Below are 24643 nucleotides of genomic sequence, written 5' to 3'. Positions count from 1 at the left end.
TCTTCGTTTTTTTATGGACGAAAACCTATGTGAAGGATGCCTGGTCTATGAGCAAACATTTATGGCTGCAAAAGCAGCAAGGAGAAGCCCGGCTTCGCTTGCAGGAGCTGGCTGATTTGTTTGAAGGCAAGGCGCTGATGGCTTTGCTGAGCAAGGCGGAGAAGCAGGGGCTGATGGACTCTTCAGCTTCAACAGCTCAGGCAGAACCAGAAGCTCAGGCAGAACCAGAAGCTCAGACAGCTCCAACAACTTCAGTAGCTCCTGCCTCCTCAGCGCCTGGCAGCGAGCCGCTCGTTCTGCTCCAGAATGATGCAGGCGCAGGCTACTGTCTGGAACGGGCGAGCATTAATGCTGGCTTAAAGCGTTTGAGGGATATGACGCAGCAGCAGAAACGTCAGCGCTGGCAGGCTGCAAGGCTGCGAATTGATGAGCAGCTCCGCGACGAACGGCTTTATCTGGTGCACTGCATCGATCATTGCCTGCTTTGCTGGCGCCGAGTAGATGCTGATCTAGGGCCGCTAGGAGAGCCGCACGCTGTGCTGCGGGATGCGCAAGGGATGATTGAGCATGATGAGCAGGAGCTGCCTGAGGTGACGTTGAGGGCGCTAGAGACGGCAGCAGCGCGGGCGCTTTATGCGCTGTGGCTTGATGTCGGATCAGTGCTTGTTGCGATAAGCGGAACAGGCAGCCTGGCGATTCGCGATGCATGGTCGATCGAGCAGCAGCAGCCGCTAGATCGGGCAATTCTGAACGAATCGCTAAACCGCTGGCTGGAAAGCTGGGAATTGGATCGCGAGCAGCCGTTCAGGCTGGGGGCAGATCCCGAGCTCATTTTCGTAGATGAGTCGAACAAGCTTGTATCAGCCTCCAGCATACTTTTGGATTACACAAGCGAGGAAATCGGCATTGACGCGCTGCTTTACAAAAATAAGCTGATCTATCCGATTGTTGAGCTGCGTCCCCGCCCTGCAAGCCATCCTGCGAGACTGTTTGCAACCTTGCATAGACTTTTGAAGGAGCTCAATGAGCTCGCAGCTGAGCAGAATCTGCGCTGGCAGGCAGGCGCTATGCCCATCAAGGGAGTGGCGCTTGGCGGCCATCTTCACGTAAGCGGCATTCCGCTTACGCCGAGGCTGCTGCGGCTGCTAGACGTCATGCTGGCATTGCCATTTGCTGCTCTGGCCGATGAGTCGGGCAAAGCACGCAATGATAAATTTGGCGGTCTGGGCGATTATCGCAAGCAGTTTCACGGCGGCTTTGAGTACCGAACGCTGCCGAGCTGGCTTGTGTCACCCGCGCTGACCAAGGCTGCCATATACGTCTGCTGGCTTACGGTTGAGCAGCGCTTTGCTTTAGCAGAGCGCCTGCACAGTGACGATCTGCGGGCAGTTGCAGAGGCCTATGCGCAAGGAGCGCGCGAGCAGCTGTGTGCACTGGCGCAGAAGTATATTGAGCTGCTGATCTCGCTCACCACCGATAGGCGGCTTGTGGAAGGGGTGCAGCCGCTACAGCGGGCGCTGCAGCAGCGCAGCACCTGGAATGAGCAATCAGATATTAGGCAGCGCTGGAAGCTGGCAGAGAGAAGTCTGGAGCGTGAGGAGCAGCCGAAAGCTTAAGGAGTTGCTTTGAGCAGCGCTTTTGCCGTTTGTTTCCATGGAATAGCTTGACAACCTAACAACTGTTAGATAAGATGAGCTTATCTAACAGTTGTTAGTCTATTCTGGGGAGGAGAACGGAATGACCGCCACTGAACAAAGCACAAAACAAAAAATTGTTACAGCCGCCTTAGATTTGTTTAGTCTCAACGGCTTTACAACGGTATCTGTTCGAGACATAGGCAGAGCAGTAGGAATAAAGGAAAGCTCGATTTACTATCACTATAGCAACAAGGAGCATATTTTGCAGACGATTCTGCATGAGGCAGAGCAGCAGACTGAGGCTCGCAAAGCAAGCTTTGTCGATGCGCTGCAGGCTGGCGCGAAGGTCGAGCGCGAAAGCTTTGCGTATGCAGGGATTGTGTATGTGGAGCATTATTTGCTGGAAGAGAGGATGTACAAGCTTATTCGCATGCTTACGATTGAAAAGCAAAGAAATGAGCTGGCTGCAGCACTTTTCCATAAGCTGATGTTCACCTGGCCGCTTCAGCATCAGGAGCAAGTTTTTCGCTACATGATGGACAAGGGGCTGATCAGACAGGACGATGCTAAGGCGCTGGCTGCGGAGTATCAAGCGCTTATCCTCTTCGTATTTCAACGCTATTTTGCTGGCAGCGGTGAGGTGACAGAAGCAAGCAAAGCTGCAGCTCGGCAGGAGCTGACTGAGTTGCTAGACAGATTTTATATTCGGTATGCCTAAAGGAGGCACAGCGCAATGAAAAGATATCGAACGAAACAAGCTGAGCGCAATATTTTATCCAGTTATGATCGCTTGCTTGATGAATGGGGCGTCGAAGTTGCTCAGCTCAATGTGCCGACTCAATATGGCAGCACGCATATTAATGTATTTGGTAGCTCTGAAGCGCCTCCTGTTCTCCTGTTTCACGGTGTTGCCGACGACTCTGCACTGATGTGGCTTTATAACGCAGCAGGCCTTGCTCCGCATTTTCGGATTTATGCGGTAGATACGCTTGGCGGCCCGGGTAAAAGTCTGCCTGGAGAAGGCTACAATAAAAGCTTTGATATCGCAGTATGGATAGATGAGCTGCTTGACGGTCTGGGGCTTAATCAGGTATATATGGCTGGCGTTTCCCATGGCGGGTATTTGGTGCAATATTATACGCTTATGAGAAATGAGCGCGTAATAAAGGCAGTGGCGCTGGCCTCCAGTGTGCCTGCTGAGCAATCTGGCAATACGATGAGCATGATGCTGAAAATTTTTATGCCCGAGGCGCTAATTCCAACAAAGCGCAACATTCAAAAGTTGTTACTAAAGCTGACCGGAGAAAACAGTGCAGCCTTTACTGGCAATCCGCTTATAGTGGAGCATTTTACTTATTTGCTGCGAGGCTACAATAATATGTGCATGCGCCATCATAAAATAGTTAAATTTTCTGATGAACAAATTGATATAATTAGGCCAAAGCTGTTATATTTGCTTGGCGAGCAAGACCCGTTTGCAATAATGGGAGGGCAGGCGCTGCTGCGGCAATACGGTATGAGCGCGCGCTACTTCCCTAATGCGGGTCATGGGATTAATCATGAAATAGCCGATGCTATTAATGATGAGTTAATTGCTTACTTTAGCGAAAAATAGAAAGAGCAGTCCACAGCCAGAGATGGCAAGTGGTATCATATACAAAAAAACAGAAGGGTGATCGTGCCTGTAAAGGGCAGGCGGTCATCCTTTTAAATTTGCAAAAAAACTCGTATCGTCGAACTACTCATGTTAAAATAGTAGAATCTGATCATTTATTGTCGATGGAGGGCTTTATTGTGTCCATACATATACTGACTCAAGGAAAAGAACCTTCACAAGTAACGCTTTCCTATTATGATTATTTGGAAGGAAGCGAGTTGGAGCTGAGGGTAAATATGCTGTTTAATGCAAGCTGCCTGCTGTCAGCGGCCAGCAACCTGCAAACCGTAGCCTTTCAATTCAATGAAAAACGAATATGCCTTAGCCGGGCTGAGTTGGAATCCTGGTACGGCCGTGCGCTGACGAATGAGCTTACTGAATATATGATTTTGAAGAGGATGGAGAAATTAGTCATAGAAGGCAACGATCTCCCTCTCTAAGAGGTAGTTTAAAAAGTCGACTTTGATGACGATGTAATGCGTTGGGGTGATCTCGACGGCGAATCTTGAACGCTAGCGAAAGCTGCGGTGCTCACGTAGCATTTAGCCTACGCTGCGCTCCTCGCTTTCTACTATCGTCCAAGCTTCTTGGTCCTGAAAGCCGACTTTTTAAACTTTCATTGGAAGGGGATGTTTAAAAAGTCCGAAGTTGATGACGATGATGGGCGTTGTAGTGGAGTCGACGGCGAATATGTCACGCTAGCGAAAAGATTATGCTTCCGAAGTATGTTTCCTGCGGAAACATTTGAGGTGCTCACGTAGCTTATTGCCTACGCTGCGCTCCTCGCTTTCTAGTATCGTGCCATCTTCTTGGTCCTGAACTCCGAACTTTTTAAACTTTCATTGGAAGCGAGGTTGTTTAAAAAGCCGACTTTGATGACGATGTGATTGCGTGTAGCGTATTCGACAGCGAATCTTGAACGCTAGCGAAAGCTACGGTGCTCACGTAGCATTTTGCCTACGCTGCGCTCCTCGCTTTCTACTATCGTCCAAGCTTCTTGGTCCTGAAAGCCGACTTTTTAAACTTTCATTGGAAGAGATGGTTCAAAAAGTCCGAAGTTGATGACGCTGCGGTTACTTCGTAGTGTACTCAACAACAAAAAAGCTACAGCGGAGGAGCAAAGCATCCGAAAAACGCAGTGTGCCGCCTTTAACATCGTAATGCAACCTTATAAATTTAAATAAAGAGCATTACGATTTAAAAAGCGGCTGGAGGATGCTTTGCTCCGGAGCGCTGAGGATGCTTTTGCTCCGTAGTGCTGATTAATATGAAATGGGAGGGAGTCGAGTGGCGACCTATACACCGATGATACAGCAATATTTGGAGATTAAGAGAGGGGTTCCTGATGCCTTTCTTTTTTTTCGATTAGGCGATTTTTATGAGATGTTTTTCGATGACGCGGTTTTGGCGTCGCGAGAGCTGGAAATTACTTTGACTGGCCGTGATGGCGGCGGCGCTGAGCGTATTCCGATGTGTGGCGTGCCGTATCATGCAGCTGATAATTATGTTGCGCGTTTAATTGAGAAGGGCTACAAGGTTGCAATTTGTGAGCAGGTTGAGGACCCGTCGCAAGCAAAGGGTGTTGTTCGTCGTGAAATTGTACGAACGATTACGCCTGGTACTGTCATGGAGGAGAAAACGCTAAGCGGCAAGGGCAACAACTTTATCGGAGCGGTTGTCGTTGAGCATGGCGTGTTCGGCATAGCCTGCAGTGATTTGTCAACGGGCGAGCTATATGTAACCTCATTGCCAGGTGCACTTAGTACGCTGCTGGATGAAATTAATATTTACAATCCGTCGGAGCTGGTCGGTGATGCCGAGCTGCTGGAGCAGCTAAAGGAAGCGAGCAATTGGTCACGCAATGTGCCGCTTACGAGCTGGCCGATGTGCGAGGAGCAGGCGCTGCAGGAGCAGTTTTCTGCGGAGCAGCTTGCGTCCTTGCACGGTGTGCGCCGACGTGCGGTTAAGGTGCTGCTTGGCTATTTGGCGCATACGCAAAAGCGCAGCCTCAAGCATTTAACGATATTAAATAGTTATGAGCCGCAGCAGTTTATGATATTGGATTACTATACGCGCCGCAATTTGGAGCTGACTGAGACGGTGCGCGACCGCAGCAAAAAAGGCTCATTGCTTTGGCTGCTGGATCGCACGCAAACGGCGATGGGCGCGCGGCTGCTGCGCCGTTGGATAGACAAGCCGCTGCTAAGTCTTAAGGAGATTGAGGCTCGCCATAGCGCGGTTGAGGCGCTCTATCAAAATATGATTTTGCGCGAGGATTTGCGCAATGAGCTGAAGCCGATCTATGATCTGGAGCGTTTGGTCGGACGAATTTCCTATGGGAATGCCAATGCCAAGGATTTGCATGCGCTCAAGCTGTCATTGCGCCGTGTGCCGCAGCTCGTTGAGCTGTGCCGTCATGCGTCGAACCCGGTGCTGGCAAAGCTTGTTTCGTCGCTTGATGCCTGTGAGGATATTGCTGATTTAATTGATACTGTACTGGTGGATGATCCGCCATTGTCGCTGCGCGAAGGCGGCCTTATTCGAGCTGGCTATGATGAATATCTCGACCAGCTGCGCGAGGCGAGCAGCAACGGCAAGCGCTGGCTTGCGGACCTGGAAAATAGAGAGCGCCAGGCAACAGGCATTAAAACGTTGAAAATCGGCTTTAATAAAGTGTTTGGCTATTATTTGGAGGTGTCCAAGGCCAATATTGGCAGTCTGCCGGAGGGCCGTTATGAGCGCAAGCAAACGCTGGCGAATGCAGAGCGCTATGTGACGCCCGAGCTGAAGGAGAAGGAGCGGCTGATTCTCGAGGCGGAGGAGAAAATGGTAGATTTGGAGTACAGCCGTTTTCTTGAGCTACGCGAGCATTTGCTAACGCATTTGGCGCGCCTGCAGAAGGTAGCTGCGACCGTTGCCGAGCTTGATGTCTATCAAAGCTTGGCTGTTGTTAGCGCAGAGCAGCGCTTTGTGAAGCCGCGAATGAGCGAAGGCTATGATTTGAAAATTGAGGAAGGCAGACATCCCGTTGTTGAGGCGATGATGGAAGGAACGCCGTTTATCGCCAACGGCACGGCGCTAAGCCGCGCGGAGCATTCCATCCTGCTTATTACGGGGCCGAATATGGCCGGCAAAAGTACATATATGCGTCAGGTAGCGCTTATTACGATAATGGCGCAAATTGGCTGCTTCGTGCCAGCGCAGTCTGCAACAATCCCGCTAACAGATCGCATTTTCACGCGAATTGGCGCAGCCGATGATCTGATCGGCGGGCAGAGCACATTTATGGTGGAAATGAAGGACATTCAAATTATGACCGAGCAAGCGACTGCAAGCAGTCTGGTCATTATTGACGAGCTTGGGCGCGGCACTTCAACTGCAGAAGGGATGGCGATTGCGCAGGCTGTCATTGAGTACGTGCATGGCAGCATCGGCTGCAAGGCGCTTGTTTCTACGCATTTTCATGAGCTGGCGCATTTGTCGGAGTCGCTGCAAGCCTTGACGAATGCACGCATGGCTGTAGAGGAAAGCGGCGATCACGTTACCTTTTTGCGCAAGCTCGTTCCGGGTGCGGCGGATACAAGCTACGGAATTTATTGCGCGCAGCTGGCTGGCTTGCCGAATGAAATTATTACACGTGCTTATTCCTTGCTTGATTCAGAAATCAAGCAGCAGCATGCAGCGGGAATTAGCTTGACTCGGACAGGCAGCCAACAGGCAGCACAGACGTCGGGTGTATCCTTAACTGGCAGCTCGCAAGCAATGCCGCAGCAGGTTAAGGAAGCGACACAGCCACTTGAGCTTGGCAAGGAAGCGCCGCAACAGGCTGCTGCTTCATTCTCGGCTGCCGAACAGGACGCAGAGGAGTTTGATTTGCCGTTTGATCTCGGTGAAAAATCAGTCACCGTAAGCGGAGGGCTGCTGCCGAAGGTGGAGCAGGCTGCGCATGCAGCGCTGCAGCGCCAGGAGCTGCAAGCAGCGGCACAAGAAACTGCTTCGCAAGAAGCTGAGCGAGAAGCGATACAAGAAACTGCGTCGCAAGAAGCTAGGCAAGAAGCTTTGCGAGCAACAGCACAGGAAGCCGCTCCGTCAGAAGCTGTACAAGCCAGCGCTCAGGGAGTGGCCGTGCAGACCGTGCAACCAGGGGAAGTGGTTCAGCTTTCGATTTTCGAGGAGGCTCCATCGCCTGTCGTGCCTGCCAAGCCAAAGCTGCAAGCTTCTGAAGAGCAGGTGCTTAAGCAATTGAAAAGCGTCGATTTGTTTAATTTGACGCCGATGCAGGCGATGAATCTGCTTAATGAGTTGAAGCAAAAGCTGCGTTAATTCAAATAAGATCGCAATTACGATATAAGTGATGGTGAGAGGAGGCTAACCGATGGCAAGAATCAAGCTGCTTGATGAGCAACTAGCGAACCAGATTGCCGCAGGCGAGGTAGTAGAGCGCCCATCGTCCGTTGTAAAAGAGCTTGTGGAAAATGCGATTGATGCAGGCAGTACAACGATTGATGTGACGATTGAAGAGGGAGGATTAACTTTCATTCGCGTAGTCGATAATGGTGATGGGATCGAGCAGGAGGATATGCTAACCGCATTTGAACGCCATGCCACCAGCAAAATTGCTGCGAGCAGCGACTTGTTCCGCATTGCCAGCTTGGGCTTTCGCGGTGAGGCGCTGCCTAGTATTGCGGCGGTGTCGAGGGTCGAATGCATCTCCTCTGTTGAACAATCCGGTCTTGCGCAGCGAATCGTCATTGAAGGCGGCAAGCTGCTTGCCAATGAGCCTTGCAACGCTCCAAAAGGAACGAGCATTACAGTTCGCGATCTGTTCTTCAATACGCCTGCGCGCCTGAAATATATGAAAACGGTGCAGACTGAGCTGGGCCATATTTCCGATTATATGAACCGGATTGCGCTCGCTCACCCTGGCATCGCGATTACGCTGAAGCATAACGGCAATGTGCTGCTGCGCACCCTTGGCAGCGGGGATCGTTTGCAGGTCATTGCCGCTATTTATGGAACAAGCGCTGCCAAGATGATGCTGCCAATTGATGGCTCCGATCCCGATTATGAATTGATCGGCTACATTTCCAAGCCTGAGCTGACAAGAGCCAATCGCAATGGCATTACAATCATTGTCAATGGCCGCTATATTAAAAGCATTTCCTGCAACAATGCGCTGCTGGAAGGTTATCATACGCTGCTGCCGATTCATCGCTTTCCGTTAGCTGTATTGGAAATTCAAATGCATCCTGCACTGCTCGATGTCAATGTTCACCCGTCCAAGCTGGAGGTGCGCTTCAGCAAGGAACAGGAGCTAAAAGCGCTGATCCAGTCGGCAGTGCGCGACAAGCTTGGCAATGTTCGCTACACGCCTGGCCTGGATGCGCTGAAGAAGCGGGAGCGCTCAGGACCTGAGCTGGTTCAGGGCGCAATATCATTCCATGTAGCTGACGGGGCGTCTGCCTATTCAAGCGGGGCAGGCAGGGAAGGCAGCAAGCAAGGAGCAGGTTTGTTTTCCGCAGGCAGCAGTAGCGCCTCGTCTTCGGCTCGACCGTTTGCGCAAGCAGGAGACGCCTCGTGGCGAGCTGGCTCTAGCCCATATCAAGAAAAGCCTCAAGAGAGCATACCAAAGGATGCCGCCGAGCGGCTCTATGCCAAAGCGAAATCTGGTGAACAAGGGGACTTGCAAGCTGAAGCTGCTGCGAACGAGAAATATTTAACGTCATTAACAAATGGGAATAGCTTTGCTGATCCAGAGCAACATGCCCGAGGACAATATGCATCAGAGCTGACCAATGCACAAGCGCAGTATGCGTCAGAGCTGACCAATGCACAAGCGCAGTATGCGTCAGAGCTGACCAATGCACAAGCGCAACATGCATCAGAGCTGACCAATGCCCAAGAGCAATATGCGACAGAGCTGGATAATCAGGATGGTGTGACAGCCAGAATAACGCAATACGGCAAGCTGGATTCGGAGGAAGCTTCCGGCGGCTTCAATTCCATTGAAGCTGCAGCGGACAGTGCGACTGCAGCATTTCCCGAGCTGCACTGGATTGGTCAGCATCATGGCACCTATATTATTGCACAGGCTGAGGACGGCCTATATTTGATCGATCAGCATGCCGCGCATGAGCGGATTAATTATGAGTACTATCTCGTCAAATTCGGCCAGCCGCAGCAAGCAAGTCAGGAGCTGCTCGTTCCGATTACGATGGAGCTAACGCCTGGCGATGCTGCCAGCTTAAAGGATTTGCTGCCGTTTTTGGAGCAGGCCGGGGTTTATATGGAACCATTCGGCCAGCAAACGTATCTTGTTCGCGCATATCCGCAATGGCTGCCTCAAGGTGAGGAAGCCGGTATTGTAGAGGAAATGGTGGAGTACGTGCTGCAGCACCGCAAGCGGATAGACCTGTCGAAGTTTCGTGAGGAGGCGGCCATTATGTGCTCCTGTAAGGCGTCGATCAAGGCCAATGACCGCATGACGCGGGAAGAAGGAGAAGGGCTGTTGAAGCGGCTTGCGGCTTGCAAACAGCCGTACACATGCCCGCATGGCCGCCCCATTATTGTTCACTTGTCCACCTATCAGCTTGAAAAAATGTTTAAGCGGGTGATGTCTTGATCATAACAACTTCACAAGCACCGGATGACAGGCTGCTCGGCTATGCCAAAAAGCTGGCAGCAGAGCTGCAGGCGCAGCTTGTGCCGCGCAGGCAAATGAGCGTTCGCAAGCTGATGCAGCGCTCTAATAGTCCGTATATGCTCGTTGCCACCGAGCATGAGCTGCGTCTTTACGAGCGCGAGCAACTGGACAAGCCGCTTGTGTATCATCCAAGCATGGCCTTCGTCAAGCTGAAGGGAATGCTGCAAGGTGCCAGGGAGAAGCTGATTGAATATAGCGGCTGCCGCGCAGGAGATGTTGTGCTGGACTGCACAGCAGGCTTGTGCAGCGACAGCCTTGTTTTCTCAATGGCGGTCGGTGAAACCGGCAAAGTAATTGCGCTGGAAAGCGAGCTGCCGCTCTATATCGTGGTGCGCGAAGGGCTTAAGCACTATAGCGTGGAAATACCGATCATTGAGCAGGCGATGCGGCGCATTGAGCTGAAGCTTGCCAGCCATAAGCAATTTTTGGCTGCGCTTGATGATAAAAGCGTTGATATTGTATACTTTGATCCTATGTTTCGCCAGCCGCTGCACGAATCGAGCGCGATCGGCGCAATTCGCAGCATGACCAACAACGAGCCTTTGACTGAGGAAGTGATCGAGCAGGCGAAGCGAGTTGCTCGCAAATGCGTGCTGCTTAAGGAGCACAGCATGAGTAATGAATTTGAACGGCTGGGCTTTACGCGCTGTGAAAGCGGACAAGGCCTGCGCGTGGCGTATGGAAAAATTGAATTGAGCTAGGACGATAAACGCCCTTGGGCATGTACGGAACTTGCTCAGCGGCGCCCTGTTCATGCTCGCCCAAAGCAAGCAAGCGGCAGGGGAACTGCAAGCGAAATGATAACGAGATGCGAAAGGAAGTGAGTCCAATTACGAATCAACATCAATCATTGTCTGGCGAGCAAGCGAAAACGCCGCTGCTAGTGCTTGTTGGACCTACTGCAGTTGGCAAGACTGCGCTAAGCATCGAGCTAGCCAAGCGTTATCATGCGGAAATCATTTCGGGAGATTCCATGCAGGTCTATCGCGGCATGGATATAGGAACGGCAAAAATTAAGGAAGAGGAACGAGAAGGCATTGTTCATCATTTGATCGATATTTGCGATCCGGAAGAGGCGTTTTCCGCCGCAGATTTTCAGGCGCGTGCCAAAGCGCTGATTGAGGATATACATTCAAGAGGAAAGCTTCCCTTTGTCGTAGGCGGCACAGGTTTATATATTGAATCGCTTTGCTATCAGTATCAGTTTGTTGAGCAAGGCTCTGATGAGGTGTTTCGCCGCGAGATGGAGCAGTTTGCCGAGCAGCATGGCAATGAAGCGCTGCATGCCAAACTGGCAGCGATTGATCCGCAGGCGGCGATGCGGCTGCATGCCAATGATGTTCGCCGCGTTATTCGGGCGCTGGAGGTTTTCCATGTAACCGGTCAAACCTTTAGCGAGCATCAGCAGGGTCAGGAGCGCAAGCAGGAGAAGCAAAGCCCATATAATTTAATTATATTAGGTCTGACACGCGATCGCGCCAAGCTATACGAGCGAATAGAGCAGCGGATTGATCAAATGCTGGAGGAGGGCCTTGTTGAAGAGGTCAAGGCCTTGTTAGCAAGGGATTTGCCGATGCATGCCGTACCGCGGCAAGCGCTTGGCTATAAAGAAATGATCGCGTATTTGCAAGGCGAATACAGCTACGAGCGGGCGGTAGAGCTGCTAAAAAGAGATACACGACGCTTTGCCAAACGCCAGCTTTCCTGGTTCAGACATATGCAGAACCTTCACTGGATTGACATGGATGAAAATTTTGAGGAGATTTTACATTCAATTCATGCTATAATAGCAGGAAAGTTTCAAGGTCATCTTGAATATAGTACTAATCAATCTTTAAGTAGACGGGGGTAACGTCCAAATGAATAAATCTATCAATATTCAAGATACATTTTTGAATCAGTTGCGCAAGGATCAAATTCAAGTTACCGTATTTCTGATGAACGGCTTTCAAATTCGCGGCCTGATCAAGGCATTTGACAATTTTACGATCATTATCGAAGTGGAAGGTCGTCAACAGATGGTCTACAAGCATGCGATTTCTACTTTTGTGCCACAGCGTAACGTGACATTGATGCAGCAGGAGCTTGGTCAGTAAAACAGACGATCGCCCTGACTGAAACTTTTTTCATTTAAGTTCGTCTATGTAAATAGCGGCATGCAGGAGCAACCTTGCTTAGGCTCGGTTGCTTTTGTTGTTTAGTTGTTTGTTGATTGCTTGTTTGTTGGATGCTTATGTATTGCTTGCTTATGAATGAAAGCCGCCGCATTTATTGACGGGCACCAAAGATGTCTACAGAGAGATTGAAGTGATTAGGAGGGGTCATGATGAGTGAACATACGAGCCGAGGCAGCAGTAGTAAAGCTCAAGACCGAAGTCAGCACAATCAGAGCAAGAAGCCACGAAAGAAAAAGAAAAAAAGCGGTAAGGTTTGGTTTTATAGTATTTTCTTTGCGATTGTATTTGGAATTGTAGCAGCGATTGTAGGCTATTCTGCGATTATTATTAACGGTGAACGCCTCCTCGCTCAGCACGGAGACAAGCTGAACTTTGGCGAAGCCTCAATCATTTATGATGCTGAAGGAGTGGAGATTGCCCGCCTTTACGATGTCAATGAGAATCGCGAGGTAGCCGAGTTTTCAGAAATACCGCAGGTCGTGCTTGATGCATTTGTCGCGACAGAGGACAGACGCTTCTATGAGCATTCCGGGCTTGATTTTATTTCGATCGGGCGCGCAGTGGTGAAGGATATTATCGCTCGCAGTGCTGTGGAGGGCGGAAGTACCATTACCCAGCAGCTGGCGAAAAACGTATTTTTGAGCGCAGATAAGACGCTGTTCCGTAAAGCGACTGAAGCATCGATTGCAGTTGCGCTGGAAAATCAAATGTCTAAAGAGCAAATTTTAACGATGTATTTGAACCGCATTTATTATGGCCGAGGCATTCATGGCATTAAAGCAGCGGCAGAATACTACTTTGATACAGAGCTGGAGGATTTGCAGCTATGGCAGGCTGCTACGCTGGCGGCAATGCCGAAAGCGCCAAACCGCTACAATCCGATCAGCAACCCTGAAGCTTCCTATGAGCGCAGAGCAGTTGTGCTGCAGCTCATGTATGAGCAGGAGTACATTACGAAAGAGGAAATGGAGAAAGCGAAGGCTGTCCAATATGTGCAGCCCGAGCATGGAGAAAAATACAATAATGCGAAATATACAGCCTTCGTAGATTATGTCGTTGAAGAAGCCGTTGAGAAAACAGGCTTAACCGAAGAAGAGCTTCGCGTTGGCGGATACTCTATTTATACGACCTTGAACGCAGCAGCTCAGGATGCGATGGATGAGCAGTTTGCTAATCCGGAAAATTTTGAGGAAAGTGTTGATGATGAGCTGGCACAGGGCTCAATGATTATTATTGATCATCAAAATGGCGAAATTAAAGCTTTATCAGGTGGTCGCGACTATGTGAAAAAGGGCTGGAACCGGGTAACGAAGAAAAGACAGCCAGGTTCATCCTATAAGCCGCTAATCGCTTATGGCCCTGCGCTGGAAAGCGGAAACTTTACGCCTTCGACAACTTTGAATATCGATCGCACCTGCTTCGGCAACTATTGCCCATCTGACAAGTGGGGCGCAACCGCAGTTTCGATGCAGCAGGCGCTGCAGGATTCACGAAACTTGGCGGCTGTATGGCTGCTTAATGAAATTGGTCTTAAAAAAGCAGACGAATTTGCCACAAAGCTGGGTGTAGGACTTAAAGATAGCGAATATAATTTGGCAAGTGCGCTTGGTGGTCTGGAGCAAGGCTTTTCGCCGCTGGAGATGGCAACAGCTTACAGCATTATCGCCAATGACGGTAAAACGGTTGATCCGCACACTATTCGCAGCATTAAAGGAAAAAAATCTGAGGTTGAGATTTACTCGTATAAAGCACCAAAGACTGAGCAGCTGATCAAACCGACGACAGCCGCGTATTTGACCCAAATGATGCAGAAGGTTGTTGAATCTGGTACGGGTAAATCTGCGAAAATCGACCGTCCTGTAGCGGGTAAAACAGGAACGACACAGCACGGCATACCTAACCATAAAGGCAATGAAAACCGCGATGTTTGGTTTGTAGGCTATACCGCGGAATGGACAGCAGCAGTATGGATGGGCTATGACAACACGGATGCGAAGCATCTTCTTAAGAAAGGCAGCTCTCAGGCTGCATCGATGTTCGCCAAGGTTATGAAGCCGGCACTGGCTTCCATTCCGAAGCAAAGCTTTGAGCCGATTGAGGAGAAGCCGGTCGAGCCTGAAAAGCCTGTGATGGGAGCACTGTCCTACACATTTGACGAGGAGAATATTAAGGTTACTTTGAACTGGAGCGTCGCCTATGAAGGAGACGTTGTGTTTGAAATATTCCGTGCTGAGCAGAATAGTGGAAACTTTGTCCATTTCGGGGAAACAGAAGGAAAATTGACGCTTGAGGATATGAGCGTGTTCCCTGGGCAAAACTATCAGTATTACGTTGTTGCGCATGACCTGGAAAATAATATTTCCAGTGAGCCATCCAATACCGTTTCGATCGATATACCGGATATGGAGCTGAATGTTCCTGAAACGCCGATGGACGATGGAGGCACGGATGATGATTGGGTCGAAGGAAACCCGTATCCTCCAGATAATGAGGTGACCCCAACCCCGCCGCCATCTACAGAAGCACCTCCGGAAACAATGGAGCCAACTCCACCAGCTTCGACCGATCCTGGGTCGACGAATGAGCCGATTACAACGCCTGATGGCGAGCAAGGCTCCAACAATGAAGGAGACGGCGGCTTAATTGATGAGCTGCTAAACTCGGCAGGCAATCATGCAGGCAATAACGGTGGCAATCGCGCTGGCAACAACGGTGGCAATCATGCAGGCAACAATGGCAGCAATCATGCAGGAAACGGCATGTAAGTAACGAAAAAAGCCGAATAATCAATCAAGTGAGCGCCTGAAGGAATTCTGGCGCTCTTCTTGTCGAAAATCTTGGATATTGCTTCCGACTATGATAAGCTTTAAATATGGTGTTGACTGAGAACAAGAAAGGTAAGCAGATTATGAAAAGAAAATTTTCGGATCGCGCGAATTGGAGAAGAATTATTCGCAAGAGCTACTCCTGTATGCAGATAGATCAGAAAGAATTCCACGGCATTCTTACCTTTTATCGTATCCATGAGCTGAGAGATCCTTTATACAAGGTATATGGTGGTAAGGAGCTGTGTCTGGCTGATGAGGGATATGTATGGATGCAGCATTTCCCCAAGGGAGAGCATTTTGTAGTGACAACGATGTTTGATCGCGATGGCAAGGTAGTACAGTGGTATATTGATGTATGCAAAAACCAAGGCTTGACCGAGCAGAAGGTGCCTTGGTTTGATGATTTATATTTGGATGTTGTCGTACTGCCAAGCGGCGAAGTTTTTCTGATGGATGAGGATGAGCTTGAGGAAGCTTATCAAGCTGGTGAAATAAGCTACAAGGATGTGCAGCTGGCGCAAAAGACAGCCTCGCGTCTGCTGTCCATGATTCGCAACGGCAAGTTCAGATTTTTTACACTCAGCATGAAGCATAAGCGTTTATACGATAAGGCGTGGGAGTTGAGCGAGTCATGAGCAAACGTTCAGCTTCGGCTTCCCCAACACAGGGAAAGCCGAAGCAAGCGCCGGCTGGAAAGGCACAATCGACGGCTAAAGCTGGGCGGAGCAAATCGCAGCCTTCGGCAAGTAGTAAAAAAACAGAACGCAACAAAGAGTTTGATGATTTCTTCAAGGAAACTGCAGCAGGCTCGGCTCCTGCTTCGACGGCTACGGCCAAAGCTGCTGGCACACCGACTGCAAAAAGCGAGAAGAGCGGAAAGCAAGCAGCAAAGCCAAAGTCAAAGCCAAAGTCAAAGCCAGCTGCTGCTAAACGGAAAAAACGTAAAAAGCAGGATGGTCGGCTTAAGCCGCTTAAGCTGCTGTTTCGAGCGGCGCTGCTCGCTGCTTGCGCTGTGTTGATTTGGTGCTTGTATGCTTATTATGTCATTATTTTTCATGAACAGCAGCCATTGCAAAAGGCAGATGCAGGCATCATTCTTGGGGCGGCGCTTTGGAATGAGCAGCCGAGCCCTGCTTTGAAGGAACGGCTTGATTACGCTATTGAGCTGTATGAAGAAGGACTTGTAGATTACTTAATCCTTAGCGGCGGCAAGCCTAACTATTCCCGCGGATTAAGCGAGGCAGAAGGGATGCAACGATATCTTGCCGATGCGGGTATACCGCAAGACAAGCTGCTGTTGGAAACACAATCTCGCGATACGTATGAAAATGTTGAGTTCAGCAAGCGAGTAGCTGAGAAGCATGGCTTAAGCTCGTTAATGATTATTTCCCATCAATATCATACGAAACGAGCGGAGGATATAGCTGCTTATGTTGGCCTCAAGCATGTACAAACAGCAGGGACCGATACGAAGGTGCTGAATGAAAGCTACCATTATACAAGAGAAATGCTTGCTTATACGAAGTGGCAGCTCAACAAGCTGTTGATGCCGCTTGGACTGATGATTTAATTGCTTATTGCTGGCTCATCCATTTAAAGTGATTTATAGTACGAAATCTTCTAATATGTCTGTACTAGCTAGAATACACTTTTACTACGATTCGTTTGCTCAGCTTGGGAAAGGAAAGGTGATGCATAGCATGAGTAGTAAAGTAGTCGCTAGTGAATCTCAATTACATACAAGACCATCGCGGCAAATTAATGTAGTGCTTCGCAATTATGAGCCTACACCGATTATACATGATCCCCCTTTTCAGGAAGAAAGAGCGCTGCCTGAAGAGAAAACGGGAACGCATCATCTGTTTGCGGAATTTGAAGAGCAGCTTAACAAAATGATTGGCATGGAGCAGGTCAAGGCGATTGTCTACGAAATTTATGCGCTGCTGCAGGTTAGCCGTATGCGGCAGGAGATTGGCTTAAGCCAATCGTCACAGGTGTACCATATGATTTTCAAGGGCAATCCTGGAACAGGGAAAACAACGATTGCCCGTATCGTTGCGAAGCTGTTTCAAAAGATGGGAGTGCTGTCCAAGGGGCATTTAATTGAAGTGGAGCGGGCTGATCTTGTTGGAGAATACATTGGGCACACCGCTCAAAAGACGCGAGAGCTTGTAAAAAAAGCGATGGGCGGTGTATTATTTATCGATGAGGCGTACAGTCTAGCTAGAGGTGGGGAAAAGGATTTTGGCAAGGAAGCGATTGATACGCTTGTCAAGCATATGGAGGACTCGAAAAATCAATTTATTTTAATTCTTGCGGGCTACCCGTTTGAAATTGAGCAGTTTTTGCTGACGAATCCTGGACTTCCTTCGCGCTTTCCGCTTATTATTGACTTTCCAGATTATACAATCGACCAGCTGATGGAAATTGGTGAGCTGATGGTGAAGGAAAGAGATTATGTGCTGTCGCAGCATGCCGCCTTTAAGCTAAGGCAGCTTATTTTGCAGGCAAAGCAAAATGAGCATTTTTCATTCAGCAATGCGCGCTATGTGCGTAATTTGCTGGAAAAAGCGGTAAGGCAGCATGCCGTTCGCTTAATGAATCAATATCCACGAGGGACGCCGAGCAAGACAGAGCTGATGAATATTCGTTCTGAGGATATAAAGTAAAAGTAGACATATAAGGGCATCTCTACCCGAGTAGAGGTGCCTAATTCATGGCTTGAGGTGACATAGACGATGCAGCAGGGGAACAATGAAGCCTGGCAGCAGTTGGAGCAGCTACTGCAGGAAACTGAGGCTGAAATTAGAGAAGCTTTATATGCGGTTGACACAATTAGTGAGCGCAATCAATGGAAGGTTATTGAAGCGTTCAAGAAATATAAGGTAAGCGATTATCATTTTGCAGGCTCAACAGGCTACGGCTACAATGATCGTGGGCGCGAGGTGCTTGATCTTGTATTTGCTGAGACGTTTGGCGCGGAAAAGGCGCTTGTACGGCCTCATTTTGCTTCTGGCACGCACACGATCAGCACAGCTTTATTTGGCGTGCTGCGTCCCGGCGATGAGCTGCTGTACATAACAGGCAAGCCGTATGACACACTGCATAAGGTGATCGGCAAGGAGAAGGATGGAAGCGGCTCGCTTGTCGATTGGGGCATTAGCTACGAAAGCGTAGCATTGCTCGACGATGGACAGGTTGATTGGCAAGGGGTAGCCGATGCTTTGAAGCCGAATACGAAGGTGATCGGCATTCAGCGCTCGCGCGGCTATGACTGGCGCGCTTCATTTACAATTGAGCAGATTAAGCTCATGGTTGAGCGAGTTAAGGAGCTGGCGCCGAATTGTGTAGTTTTTGTGGACAATTGCTATGGTGAGTTTACCGAGCTGCTTGAGCCAACCGAGGTCGGCGTCGATTTAATGGCAGGCTCGCTTATTAAAAACCCTGGCGGCGGCTTGGCAGAGACTGGCGGCTATATAGCTGGCAGAGCCGATTTGGTTGATGCTGCGGCATATCGCCTTACAGCACCCGGGATCGGAGCCGAGGTAGGAGCTATGCTGGGAACGTTACGCGCGATGTATCAAGGCTTGTTTTTAGCGCCGCATCTTGTCTCACAAGCTGTGAAAGGAAGCATCCTTGCCGCAGCAGTATTTGAGCGGCTTGGCTTTGAAACGAAGCCAAAATGGCATGAGAAGCGAACAGATCTGATTCAAGCTGTCAGATTTGGACAAGCCGATCATTTGATCAGCTTTGTGCAGGGCATTCAGCAGGCCGCAGCAGTTGATGCGCATGTTACACCGGAGCCGTGGGACATGCCTGGCTACGAGCATGCAGTTATTATGGCGGCGGGCACCTTTATTCAAGGCGGCAGTCTGGAGCTCTCAGCTGATGCCCCGATTCGCGAGCCGTACATCGCCTACATGCAGGGCGGCTTGACCTATGCTCATGTCAAATATGGCATTTTAACGTCGCTTGCGAAAATGAAAAATAATGGGCTAATTTAGCGGTTTATTGTAATTAAACCTTACACTGGTTGACATATTTGTCACGTGTCGGTACAATAAAAGCAATATAGCAACAGGAAGGATGGTGCGATATGGCTGACGAAATTCGTAGAAATATGGCTTTATTCCCAATAGGTATTGTGATGAAGCTTACAGATCTCACAGCAAGACAAATTCGTTATTATGAGCAGCATGAGCTGATTGTTCCTGCAAGAACTGGCGGTAACCAACGTTTGTTTTCATTTAATGATGTAGAACGATTACTTGAAATAAAATCACTTATTGAAAAAGGCGTCAACATTGCTGGAATAAAGCAAGTGATGAATCCTGTTTCCAAGGAATCAGAGGAAGCGACCAAAGTAAGCGAGCAGTCGGAAGTAAAGCGCAGAGAAATGTCCGATACTCAGCTTCATCGTATGCTGAAGCAGCAGCTGCTTGAAAAACGCCCAGGTCAAACGTCAATCATTCAAGGGCAGCTTACAAGATTTTTGCATAAGCGTTAATACTAATTCAGAGAATGTTCGACAAGCCCGATTTCGGAGCTTGCCTGGACTAGGGCGTGTATACAACCACGCTTAGGGGCATCTTACACCGCCTTTTCGCCCCCTGCTTCGTTGCCTTTCCTTGACGTACACCCGGTACGCATTCGAAAAAGCGCCTTGCATGGAACGAAAATTCGGCATAATCTGCTCCCTTCTAAGTTTGCATACACGCCATGGTGTAATAAGCTCAAGCTTTCGCAGCGTTTTTCATGTACACGGAAGTATAATTAGCACGCAGCATGAAAAATTTAAGGAGATGATATAATGGGTTACACGAAAGAGGACATTAGACGTATCGCAGCAGAGGAAAATGTACGATTTATTCGCTTGCAATTTACTGACTTGCTTGGCTCAGTAAAAAATGTGGAGATTCCGGTAAGTCAATTGGAAAAGGCACTAGATAACAAAATGATGTTTGATGGTTCCTCTATTGAAGGCTATGTCCGCATAGAAGAGTCCGACATGTACCTGGTTCCGGATCTGGATACATGGGTTGTCTTCCCTTGGGTAACGGAGGATCGCATCGCTCGCTTGATCTGCGATATATATATGCCAGACGGCACGCCATTTGCCGGCGACCCGCGCGGTATTTTGAAGCGCGTGCTCAAGGAAGCGGAGGAAATGGGCTTTTCCAGCATGAATGTAGGGCCTGAGCCAGAATTCTTCTTGTTCAAAACAGATGAGAAGGGTAACCCGACAACTGAACTGAACGATCATGGCGGATATTTCGATTTGGCGCCGATGGATTTAGGCGAAAACTGCCGTAGAGATATTGTATTGACGCTTGAGGAAATGGGCTTTGAAATTGAAGCATCTCACCATGAGGTAGCACCTGGCCAGCATGAGATTGATTTCAAATATGCAGATGCGATCCGTGCAGCCGATCAAATTCAAACCTTCAAGCTAGTTGTGAAAACAGTAGCACGCGTGCATGGCTTGCATGCATCCTTCATGCCGAAGCCGCTATACGGCTCCAACGGTTCAGGCATGCACTGCCACGTTTCCTTATTTAAGGACAATGAAAACGCATTTTACGACGAAAGCGATCCGCTAGGACTAAGCGATACAGCTCGTCATTTCATGGCAGGAGTTATGTATCACGCGCGTGCGATGGCAGCGATCACGAATCCAACCGTCAACTCTTACAAGCGGTTGGTTCCTGGCTACGAAGCGCCTTGCTACGTTGCATGGTCTGCAAGCAATCGTTCGCCGATGATTCGCATACCGGCATCTCGCGGCATTTCAACACGTGTAGAAATCCGCAACCCGGACCCGGCAGCTAATCCTTACTTGACGCTGGCTGTCATCTTGAAAGCGGGCCTGGATGGCATTCGCAACAAAATGTCGCTGGTTGCTCCAACCGATCGCAACATCTACATCATGACAGAAGAGGAGCGCCTGGACGAAAATATCCGCAGCCTGCCTAACGATCTTCGCGAGGCGTTGAATGAATTGCTGCGCTCCGATGTAATTTGCGATGCACTTGGCGATCACGCACTTGCTCATTTCTACGAGCTGAAGGAAATCGAGTGGGATATGTATCGCACACAGGTTCACCAATGGGAATTGGATCAGTATTTGACGCATTATTAAAATTGTAAAGGTCTGTAGCACTACGGGCTAGGGGGATTTATAGTTGGGGACACCTAACCACACAGATAGTGGTTAGGTGTCCCTGATTTAGTAGGAGGGCTAAATATTAAAAGGGTGATCTGCAACCTTAACTGCAAGGGTAGGACAGCCTTCATAGGCATCTTGCAAATCATCATAAAGATAACTCGGAATTTCCATAACTCCACGGTTTGCATCCCCATTGAAGATGACTTCAGCATAGCCATCATCATCGTGACCGTATATATCAGGCGCAGCCGCATAACAGCCTCCACATGCGATGCATCTATCCTTTTCAATCCATGTATATTTACTCATATATTATTGCCTCCTGCTAATATGTACACTAGGTATAAGAGAGATTCATTTCAAAATCAAACAAATCCTTCCTCATTTCTCCAAATTATATGGTACAATCTAGGTAAACACAACAGGTTTATACGTTCGATCCAATGGATTTAGTCAGGCATTCTACGGATTTTCTATATTAATGGTAATGGATATCATTTTGAGCCGCTATATTAACAAACGACTCGTACTCGGGATTGACGGGCTAAGTCGTTCGGGAAAGACCACATTCGTAGCGGAATTGATGAGTAGGATGAGTCAATATCAGAAGCCTATATGCATCTTCCACATTGATGATCACATTGTGGAACGCAAGAAAAGATACGACACTGAATATGAGCAATGCTATGAGTATTACAATCTTCAATGGGATGTTGGACTTCTGCGTAAACAGTTATTTTCAAAGTTAAACCATGCAGAAGACATAAGTCTTCCTTTCTACAACTCCGTCTTGGATCAGTTAGAAATAAAGACCGTTACTATACCTAGTGACTGCATTCTGATTGTTGAAGGTGTGTTTCTTCAACGACCAGAGTGGCGGGACTTTTTTTGATTTCATCGTGTATTTGGATTGCCCAAGAGAAAAACGATTCGAACGTGAATCTGCATCTGCAAAGGAGAATATTGAAAAATTCAAGTCGAGGTATTGGAAAGCGGAAGACTACTATTTGGACTCGGTAGCTCCTTTAGCCAATGCCAATTTGATTATAAGCTCCTAAAGAATGTCTTATTGCATCCAGTAATTGTGGTGAAGATCTAGCTTTCTTGAAATGTTACAATGAGCAGTCTATAGACAATGTATAGCCCAAGGTAAGCTCCAGTTATTAAAAACAATGGATTGAGAAATACACTATGAATTGTTGTCATAAAAACAGCATCGTCAATAATGATTTGGTAAATGGAAATAGATGCAATGCTCCCGAAAATAACGGCTGAGATAACGGCTATAATATTAAAAAATAATTGGGATTTTTTACGTTTACGTTTTAGATAAAGCATAAATAGTGGAAACACGATAATGCCTACAATTATTAAGATTTTCATAACATCCCTCCTTTGAAATATTTATTTCCTAACAAGAAGGAGAGTAAACATATCGGAGTATACGGTATTATGAAGGGTTGAAATTACAAGATGATCCAGCAGAACAATTGTAGCGGCAGACTAAATAAAACGTAAAAATAGAGAAGGGGAAATCCATGAGAATTTTAGGTTTTATTGTTATGGGGATGGCTATTGCATATCTATTATTATTTTTGGGTGAATTTGGCTTGATCCTGCTAGGCGGGGCAGTTTTTGGACTACTTCTCTATATTGCAATTGAAATTACGAAAAATAATCAACGAGGAACATAAAGAACGTATGTTTGATTTTTTCTGTTAAAAGAAAAGCCCGAAACGGGCTTATTTTAATTACTTAAGTCCGCTCCTCCAAGAGCTTCGTAAGCCTCCATTACATTTTTAATAGCAGTTTTTTCTTTGTTTGTGAGGGTACGATCATAATAATACTGGCCTTGGTGCCGAATTATTGTTTTTTCTGAGGCCAGGATCGATTCAATTATTTCATAATTTTCCGAAGTAATTGGTATGTCTAACCATTCCCATACTTTGGCTCCGCCATTGTCTTGATTTACATCTCCAAACTCAGTGTAGATCGTGAAGGTATCATCATCCGTTTTTATAATGTATTTATCAATGAAAAGCCAATTGTCACCTTCATATTGGATTCTTAGCCTTAGGAACGGAGGGTACTCTTTCATTATTCCAGCGTATATATAAAAACCATTTTCGTTTACATATTTTACTGAAGTTTTATCGAAATAATATGCTGTTTCGGTTACTTCATCTTTTTTAATCCTCATATTTGTTAATTTTGCGCTTACTTCAGCGATGCGTTGTTTTTCCTTCTCAGCATCTTCCTTCTTTTTAATTGCAGTCAACTCATCGCTCATTTCTTTAACAAATGCAATTTGTTCTTTAGCTTCTGGTGTATTGCTTTTTAGTTTTGCCAAAACTTCATTAACTTTTGTTAAATCGTTTTCTTCATAGTGTTTTCTAGCTTGAAAAAGCAACAAGTCTGGATCTTCCATTACTGGTGTAGGTGTTGCTGTTGTTTTATTTTTAGTCAAGTTTTTTTCGGCTTCTGCAGGGGTTTCAATATTGCCGCAAGCACTCAGCATTAAAATCACCAAGGCTGTAATCAATAAGCGCTTCATGTTTATTTACTCCTATGTGTTCCTGATCGGTTCAGGGATTTGCTAATATGTTTGTTCAGGTGCACCATTTCAGTATAGTAAGATGCGTTGAGATGAATTACCACAGCACATGACAGCATAGATGAAGTTTGCTACTAAGTATTGGGTTCGTGATTTTGAGGACGACCAAATCGATATATGATCCGACGATTGCTTAAAGTGGCTGACAAAATTTGATATTGATCGTCGGAAAGATGAACTGTGAGAGGGTGTTCCTTTTCGATTTCATCTATCACAATCATGAATTTTCTAAGAAGTGTTTTCTTATTATCTTCAATTTTAAAATGTACAACTAGGGCAGTTGACATTAAAGCAATACTTATAACAAGAACAATCGAATAACTCATCATATCAGTTAGTACTGGCATTATAAGTTTTGGGTCCACAGCAACAATACAAGTAATAACCATTGCAGCAACTGCTATTATTGTTGCAATAGTTGTAAACTCAGTAGAAACCATCTTAGTTGTGAAAGTATCCTCCCTTATGGAACGTATTGTAAACTTAAGTTTTCTAAAGATTTCGGGTGAAAGAATTTTGACTTCATCATATAGAATCTCAATGTTTGACATAATTCGTTTTTTAGTTTTTGAAGAAATGTTCCTTCTCAAACAACCAGTTATTTTCTTTACTAGTCTTAAATAAGCTATTAGCTCAAATATCATGATTAGACCGAATAAGATGATTATTCCGATAACCGCATAAATCAATTAGTGTAACTCCTTTCTTAAAAGTAATCTCAATTAATTATTTATCGGCTATGGAGGTTGTAATATGTAGTGTCAAAAACGAAGTGTAACTTGAGAAACAATGAAACTTGCTCTAAAGTATTCAATCGCATAATAATATAATTAAGGGGGCTTTATATGTGGAGATTGCCTA

21 protein-coding genes and 1 pseudogene are annotated in these 24643 nt (G+C 47.4%); 18 read left to right on the top strand and 4 right to left on the bottom strand.

What is annotated here, in order from left to right:
* The first annotated feature begins 47 nt into the window (after positions 1 to 47).
* The 16 genes from KJS52_RS03350 (at position 48) to glnA (ending at position 21141) form a co-directional block, all read left to right on the top strand.
* Positions 48 to 1616 carry a putative amidoligase domain-containing protein gene (locus tag KJS52_RS03350; RefSeq protein WP_213513200.1) on the top strand — a complete coding sequence of 523 codons (1569 nt, stop codon included), beginning with the start codon at positions 48 to 50 and terminating at the stop codon, positions 1614 to 1616.
* 121 nt (positions 1617 to 1737) lie between these two features.
* Complete coding sequence (locus KJS52_RS03345; protein ID WP_213513199.1) at positions 1738 to 2355, top strand: TetR/AcrR family transcriptional regulator; 618 nt, start codon at positions 1738 to 1740, stop codon at positions 2353 to 2355.
* Between the two features lie 15 nt (positions 2356 to 2370).
* Positions 2371 to 3252, top strand: coding sequence for an alpha/beta fold hydrolase (locus KJS52_RS03340; RefSeq protein ID WP_213513198.1), 882 nt, complete (start codon positions 2371 to 2373; stop codon positions 3250 to 3252).
* A 179-nt stretch (positions 3253 to 3431) separates the two neighbouring features.
* Positions 3432 to 3734: a hypothetical protein gene (locus tag KJS52_RS03335; RefSeq protein ID WP_213513197.1), complete on the top strand. Its 303-nt coding sequence runs from the start codon at positions 3432 to 3434 to the stop codon at positions 3732 to 3734.
* 847 nt (positions 3735 to 4581) lie between these two features.
* Positions 4582 to 7617, top strand: coding sequence for a DNA mismatch repair protein MutS (gene mutS / locus KJS52_RS03330; RefSeq protein WP_213513196.1), 3036 nt, complete (start codon positions 4582 to 4584; stop codon positions 7615 to 7617).
* A 52-nt stretch (positions 7618 to 7669) separates the two neighbouring features.
* The gene (gene mutL / locus KJS52_RS03325) at positions 7670 to 9916 is read left to right on the top strand and encodes a DNA mismatch repair endonuclease MutL (protein ID WP_213513195.1); all 2247 of its coding nucleotides are present in this window, start codon (positions 7670 to 7672) and stop codon (positions 9914 to 9916) included.
* Positions 9913 to 10698, top strand: coding sequence for a class I SAM-dependent methyltransferase (locus KJS52_RS03320; protein WP_213513194.1), 786 nt, complete (start codon positions 9913 to 9915; stop codon positions 10696 to 10698). Before mutL ends, KJS52_RS03320 begins: the two co-directional genes overlap by 4 nt.
* A gap of 107 nt (positions 10699 to 10805) precedes the next feature.
* Positions 10806 to 11849 (top strand): tRNA (adenosine(37)-N6)-dimethylallyltransferase MiaA, encoded by a 1044-nt coding sequence (gene miaA / locus KJS52_RS03315; protein WP_213513193.1) that lies wholly within the window; start codon positions 10806 to 10808, stop codon positions 11847 to 11849.
* Positions 11850 to 11856: 7 nt separating this feature from the next.
* Positions 11857 to 12093: an RNA chaperone Hfq gene (gene hfq / locus KJS52_RS03310; protein WP_213513192.1), complete on the top strand. Its 237-nt coding sequence runs from the start codon at positions 11857 to 11859 to the stop codon at positions 12091 to 12093.
* Between the two features lie 230 nt (positions 12094 to 12323).
* Entirely contained in the window at positions 12324 to 14939 is a 2616-nt protein-coding gene (locus tag KJS52_RS03305; RefSeq protein WP_213513191.1) for a PBP1A family penicillin-binding protein, read from the top strand.
* A 143-nt stretch (positions 14940 to 15082) separates the two neighbouring features.
* The gene (locus KJS52_RS03300; protein WP_213513190.1) at positions 15083 to 15637 is read left to right on the top strand and encodes a ribonuclease FAU-1 family protein; all 555 of its coding nucleotides are present in this window, start codon (positions 15083 to 15085) and stop codon (positions 15635 to 15637) included.
* Positions 15634 to 16572: a YdcF family protein gene (locus KJS52_RS03295; RefSeq protein WP_213513189.1), complete on the top strand. Its 939-nt coding sequence runs from the start codon at positions 15634 to 15636 to the stop codon at positions 16570 to 16572. Before KJS52_RS03300 ends, KJS52_RS03295 begins: the two co-directional genes overlap by 4 nt.
* 130 nt (positions 16573 to 16702) lie before the next feature.
* A complete protein-coding gene (locus tag KJS52_RS03290; protein WP_213513188.1) occupies positions 16703 to 17671 on the top strand; it encodes an AAA family ATPase in 969 nt (322 codons plus the stop codon).
* A gap of 69 nt (positions 17672 to 17740) precedes the next feature.
* Positions 17741 to 19006, top strand: a complete 1266-nt coding sequence (locus tag KJS52_RS03285) for a methionine gamma-lyase family protein (RefSeq protein WP_213513187.1) — start codon at positions 17741 to 17743, stop codon at positions 19004 to 19006.
* Positions 19007 to 19098: 92 nt separating this feature from the next.
* A complete protein-coding gene (locus KJS52_RS03280) occupies positions 19099 to 19509 on the top strand; it encodes a MerR family transcriptional regulator (RefSeq protein ID WP_213513186.1) in 411 nt (136 codons plus the stop codon).
* 303 nt (positions 19510 to 19812) lie between these two features.
* Positions 19813 to 21141, top strand: a complete 1329-nt coding sequence (glnA, locus tag KJS52_RS03275; RefSeq protein WP_213513185.1) for a type I glutamate--ammonia ligase — start codon at positions 19813 to 19815, stop codon at positions 21139 to 21141.
* Between the two features lie 99 nt (positions 21142 to 21240).
* On the opposite strand, the gene KJS52_RS03270 is transcribed toward glnA, so the two are convergent.
* Positions 21241 to 21477, bottom strand: coding sequence for a ferredoxin (locus tag KJS52_RS03270; protein WP_213513184.1), 237 nt, complete (start codon positions 21475 to 21477; stop codon positions 21241 to 21243).
* A gap of 172 nt (positions 21478 to 21649) precedes the next feature.
* Here KJS52_RS03270 and KJS52_RS27270 point away from each other — a divergent pair.
* Positions 21650 to 22226: pseudogene (locus KJS52_RS27270) on the top strand (kinase).
* Positions 22227 to 22263: 37 nt separating this feature from the next.
* On the opposite strand, the gene KJS52_RS03265 reads toward KJS52_RS27270, so the two are convergent.
* Positions 22264 to 22551 carry a transposase gene (locus KJS52_RS03265; protein ID WP_213513183.1) on the bottom strand — a complete coding sequence of 96 codons (288 nt, stop codon included), beginning with the start codon at positions 22549 to 22551 and terminating at the stop codon, positions 22264 to 22266.
* A 155-nt stretch (positions 22552 to 22706) separates the two neighbouring features.
* Between KJS52_RS03265 and KJS52_RS03260 the strand changes: the two genes are divergently transcribed.
* On the top strand, positions 22707 to 22862 hold the full coding sequence (locus KJS52_RS03260; protein ID WP_213513182.1) for a hypothetical protein: 156 nt from the start codon (positions 22707 to 22709) through the stop codon (positions 22860 to 22862).
* A 53-nt stretch (positions 22863 to 22915) separates the two neighbouring features.
* On the opposite strand, the gene KJS52_RS03255 is transcribed toward KJS52_RS03260, so the two are convergent.
* Together KJS52_RS03255 and KJS52_RS03250 are read right to left on the bottom strand one after the other, a co-directional pair.
* Positions 22916 to 23722 (bottom strand): hypothetical protein, encoded by an 807-nt coding sequence (locus KJS52_RS03255; RefSeq protein WP_213513181.1) that lies wholly within the window; start codon positions 23720 to 23722, stop codon positions 22916 to 22918.
* A gap of 134 nt (positions 23723 to 23856) precedes the next feature.
* Complete coding sequence (locus KJS52_RS03250) at positions 23857 to 24471, bottom strand: hypothetical protein (RefSeq protein WP_213513180.1); 615 nt, start codon at positions 24469 to 24471, stop codon at positions 23857 to 23859.
* Positions 24472 to 24643 lie beyond the last annotated feature (172 nt).

Origin of the sequence: Paenibacillus montaniterrae, from assembly GCF_018403185.1 — a bacterium.
Taxonomy (GTDB): domain Bacteria; phylum Bacillota; class Bacilli; order Paenibacillales; family Paenibacillaceae; genus Pristimantibacillus; species Pristimantibacillus montaniterrae.
Note: the sequence above shows the minus strand (reverse complement) of the source record. Positions and strands in the feature narration are given on the sequence as shown.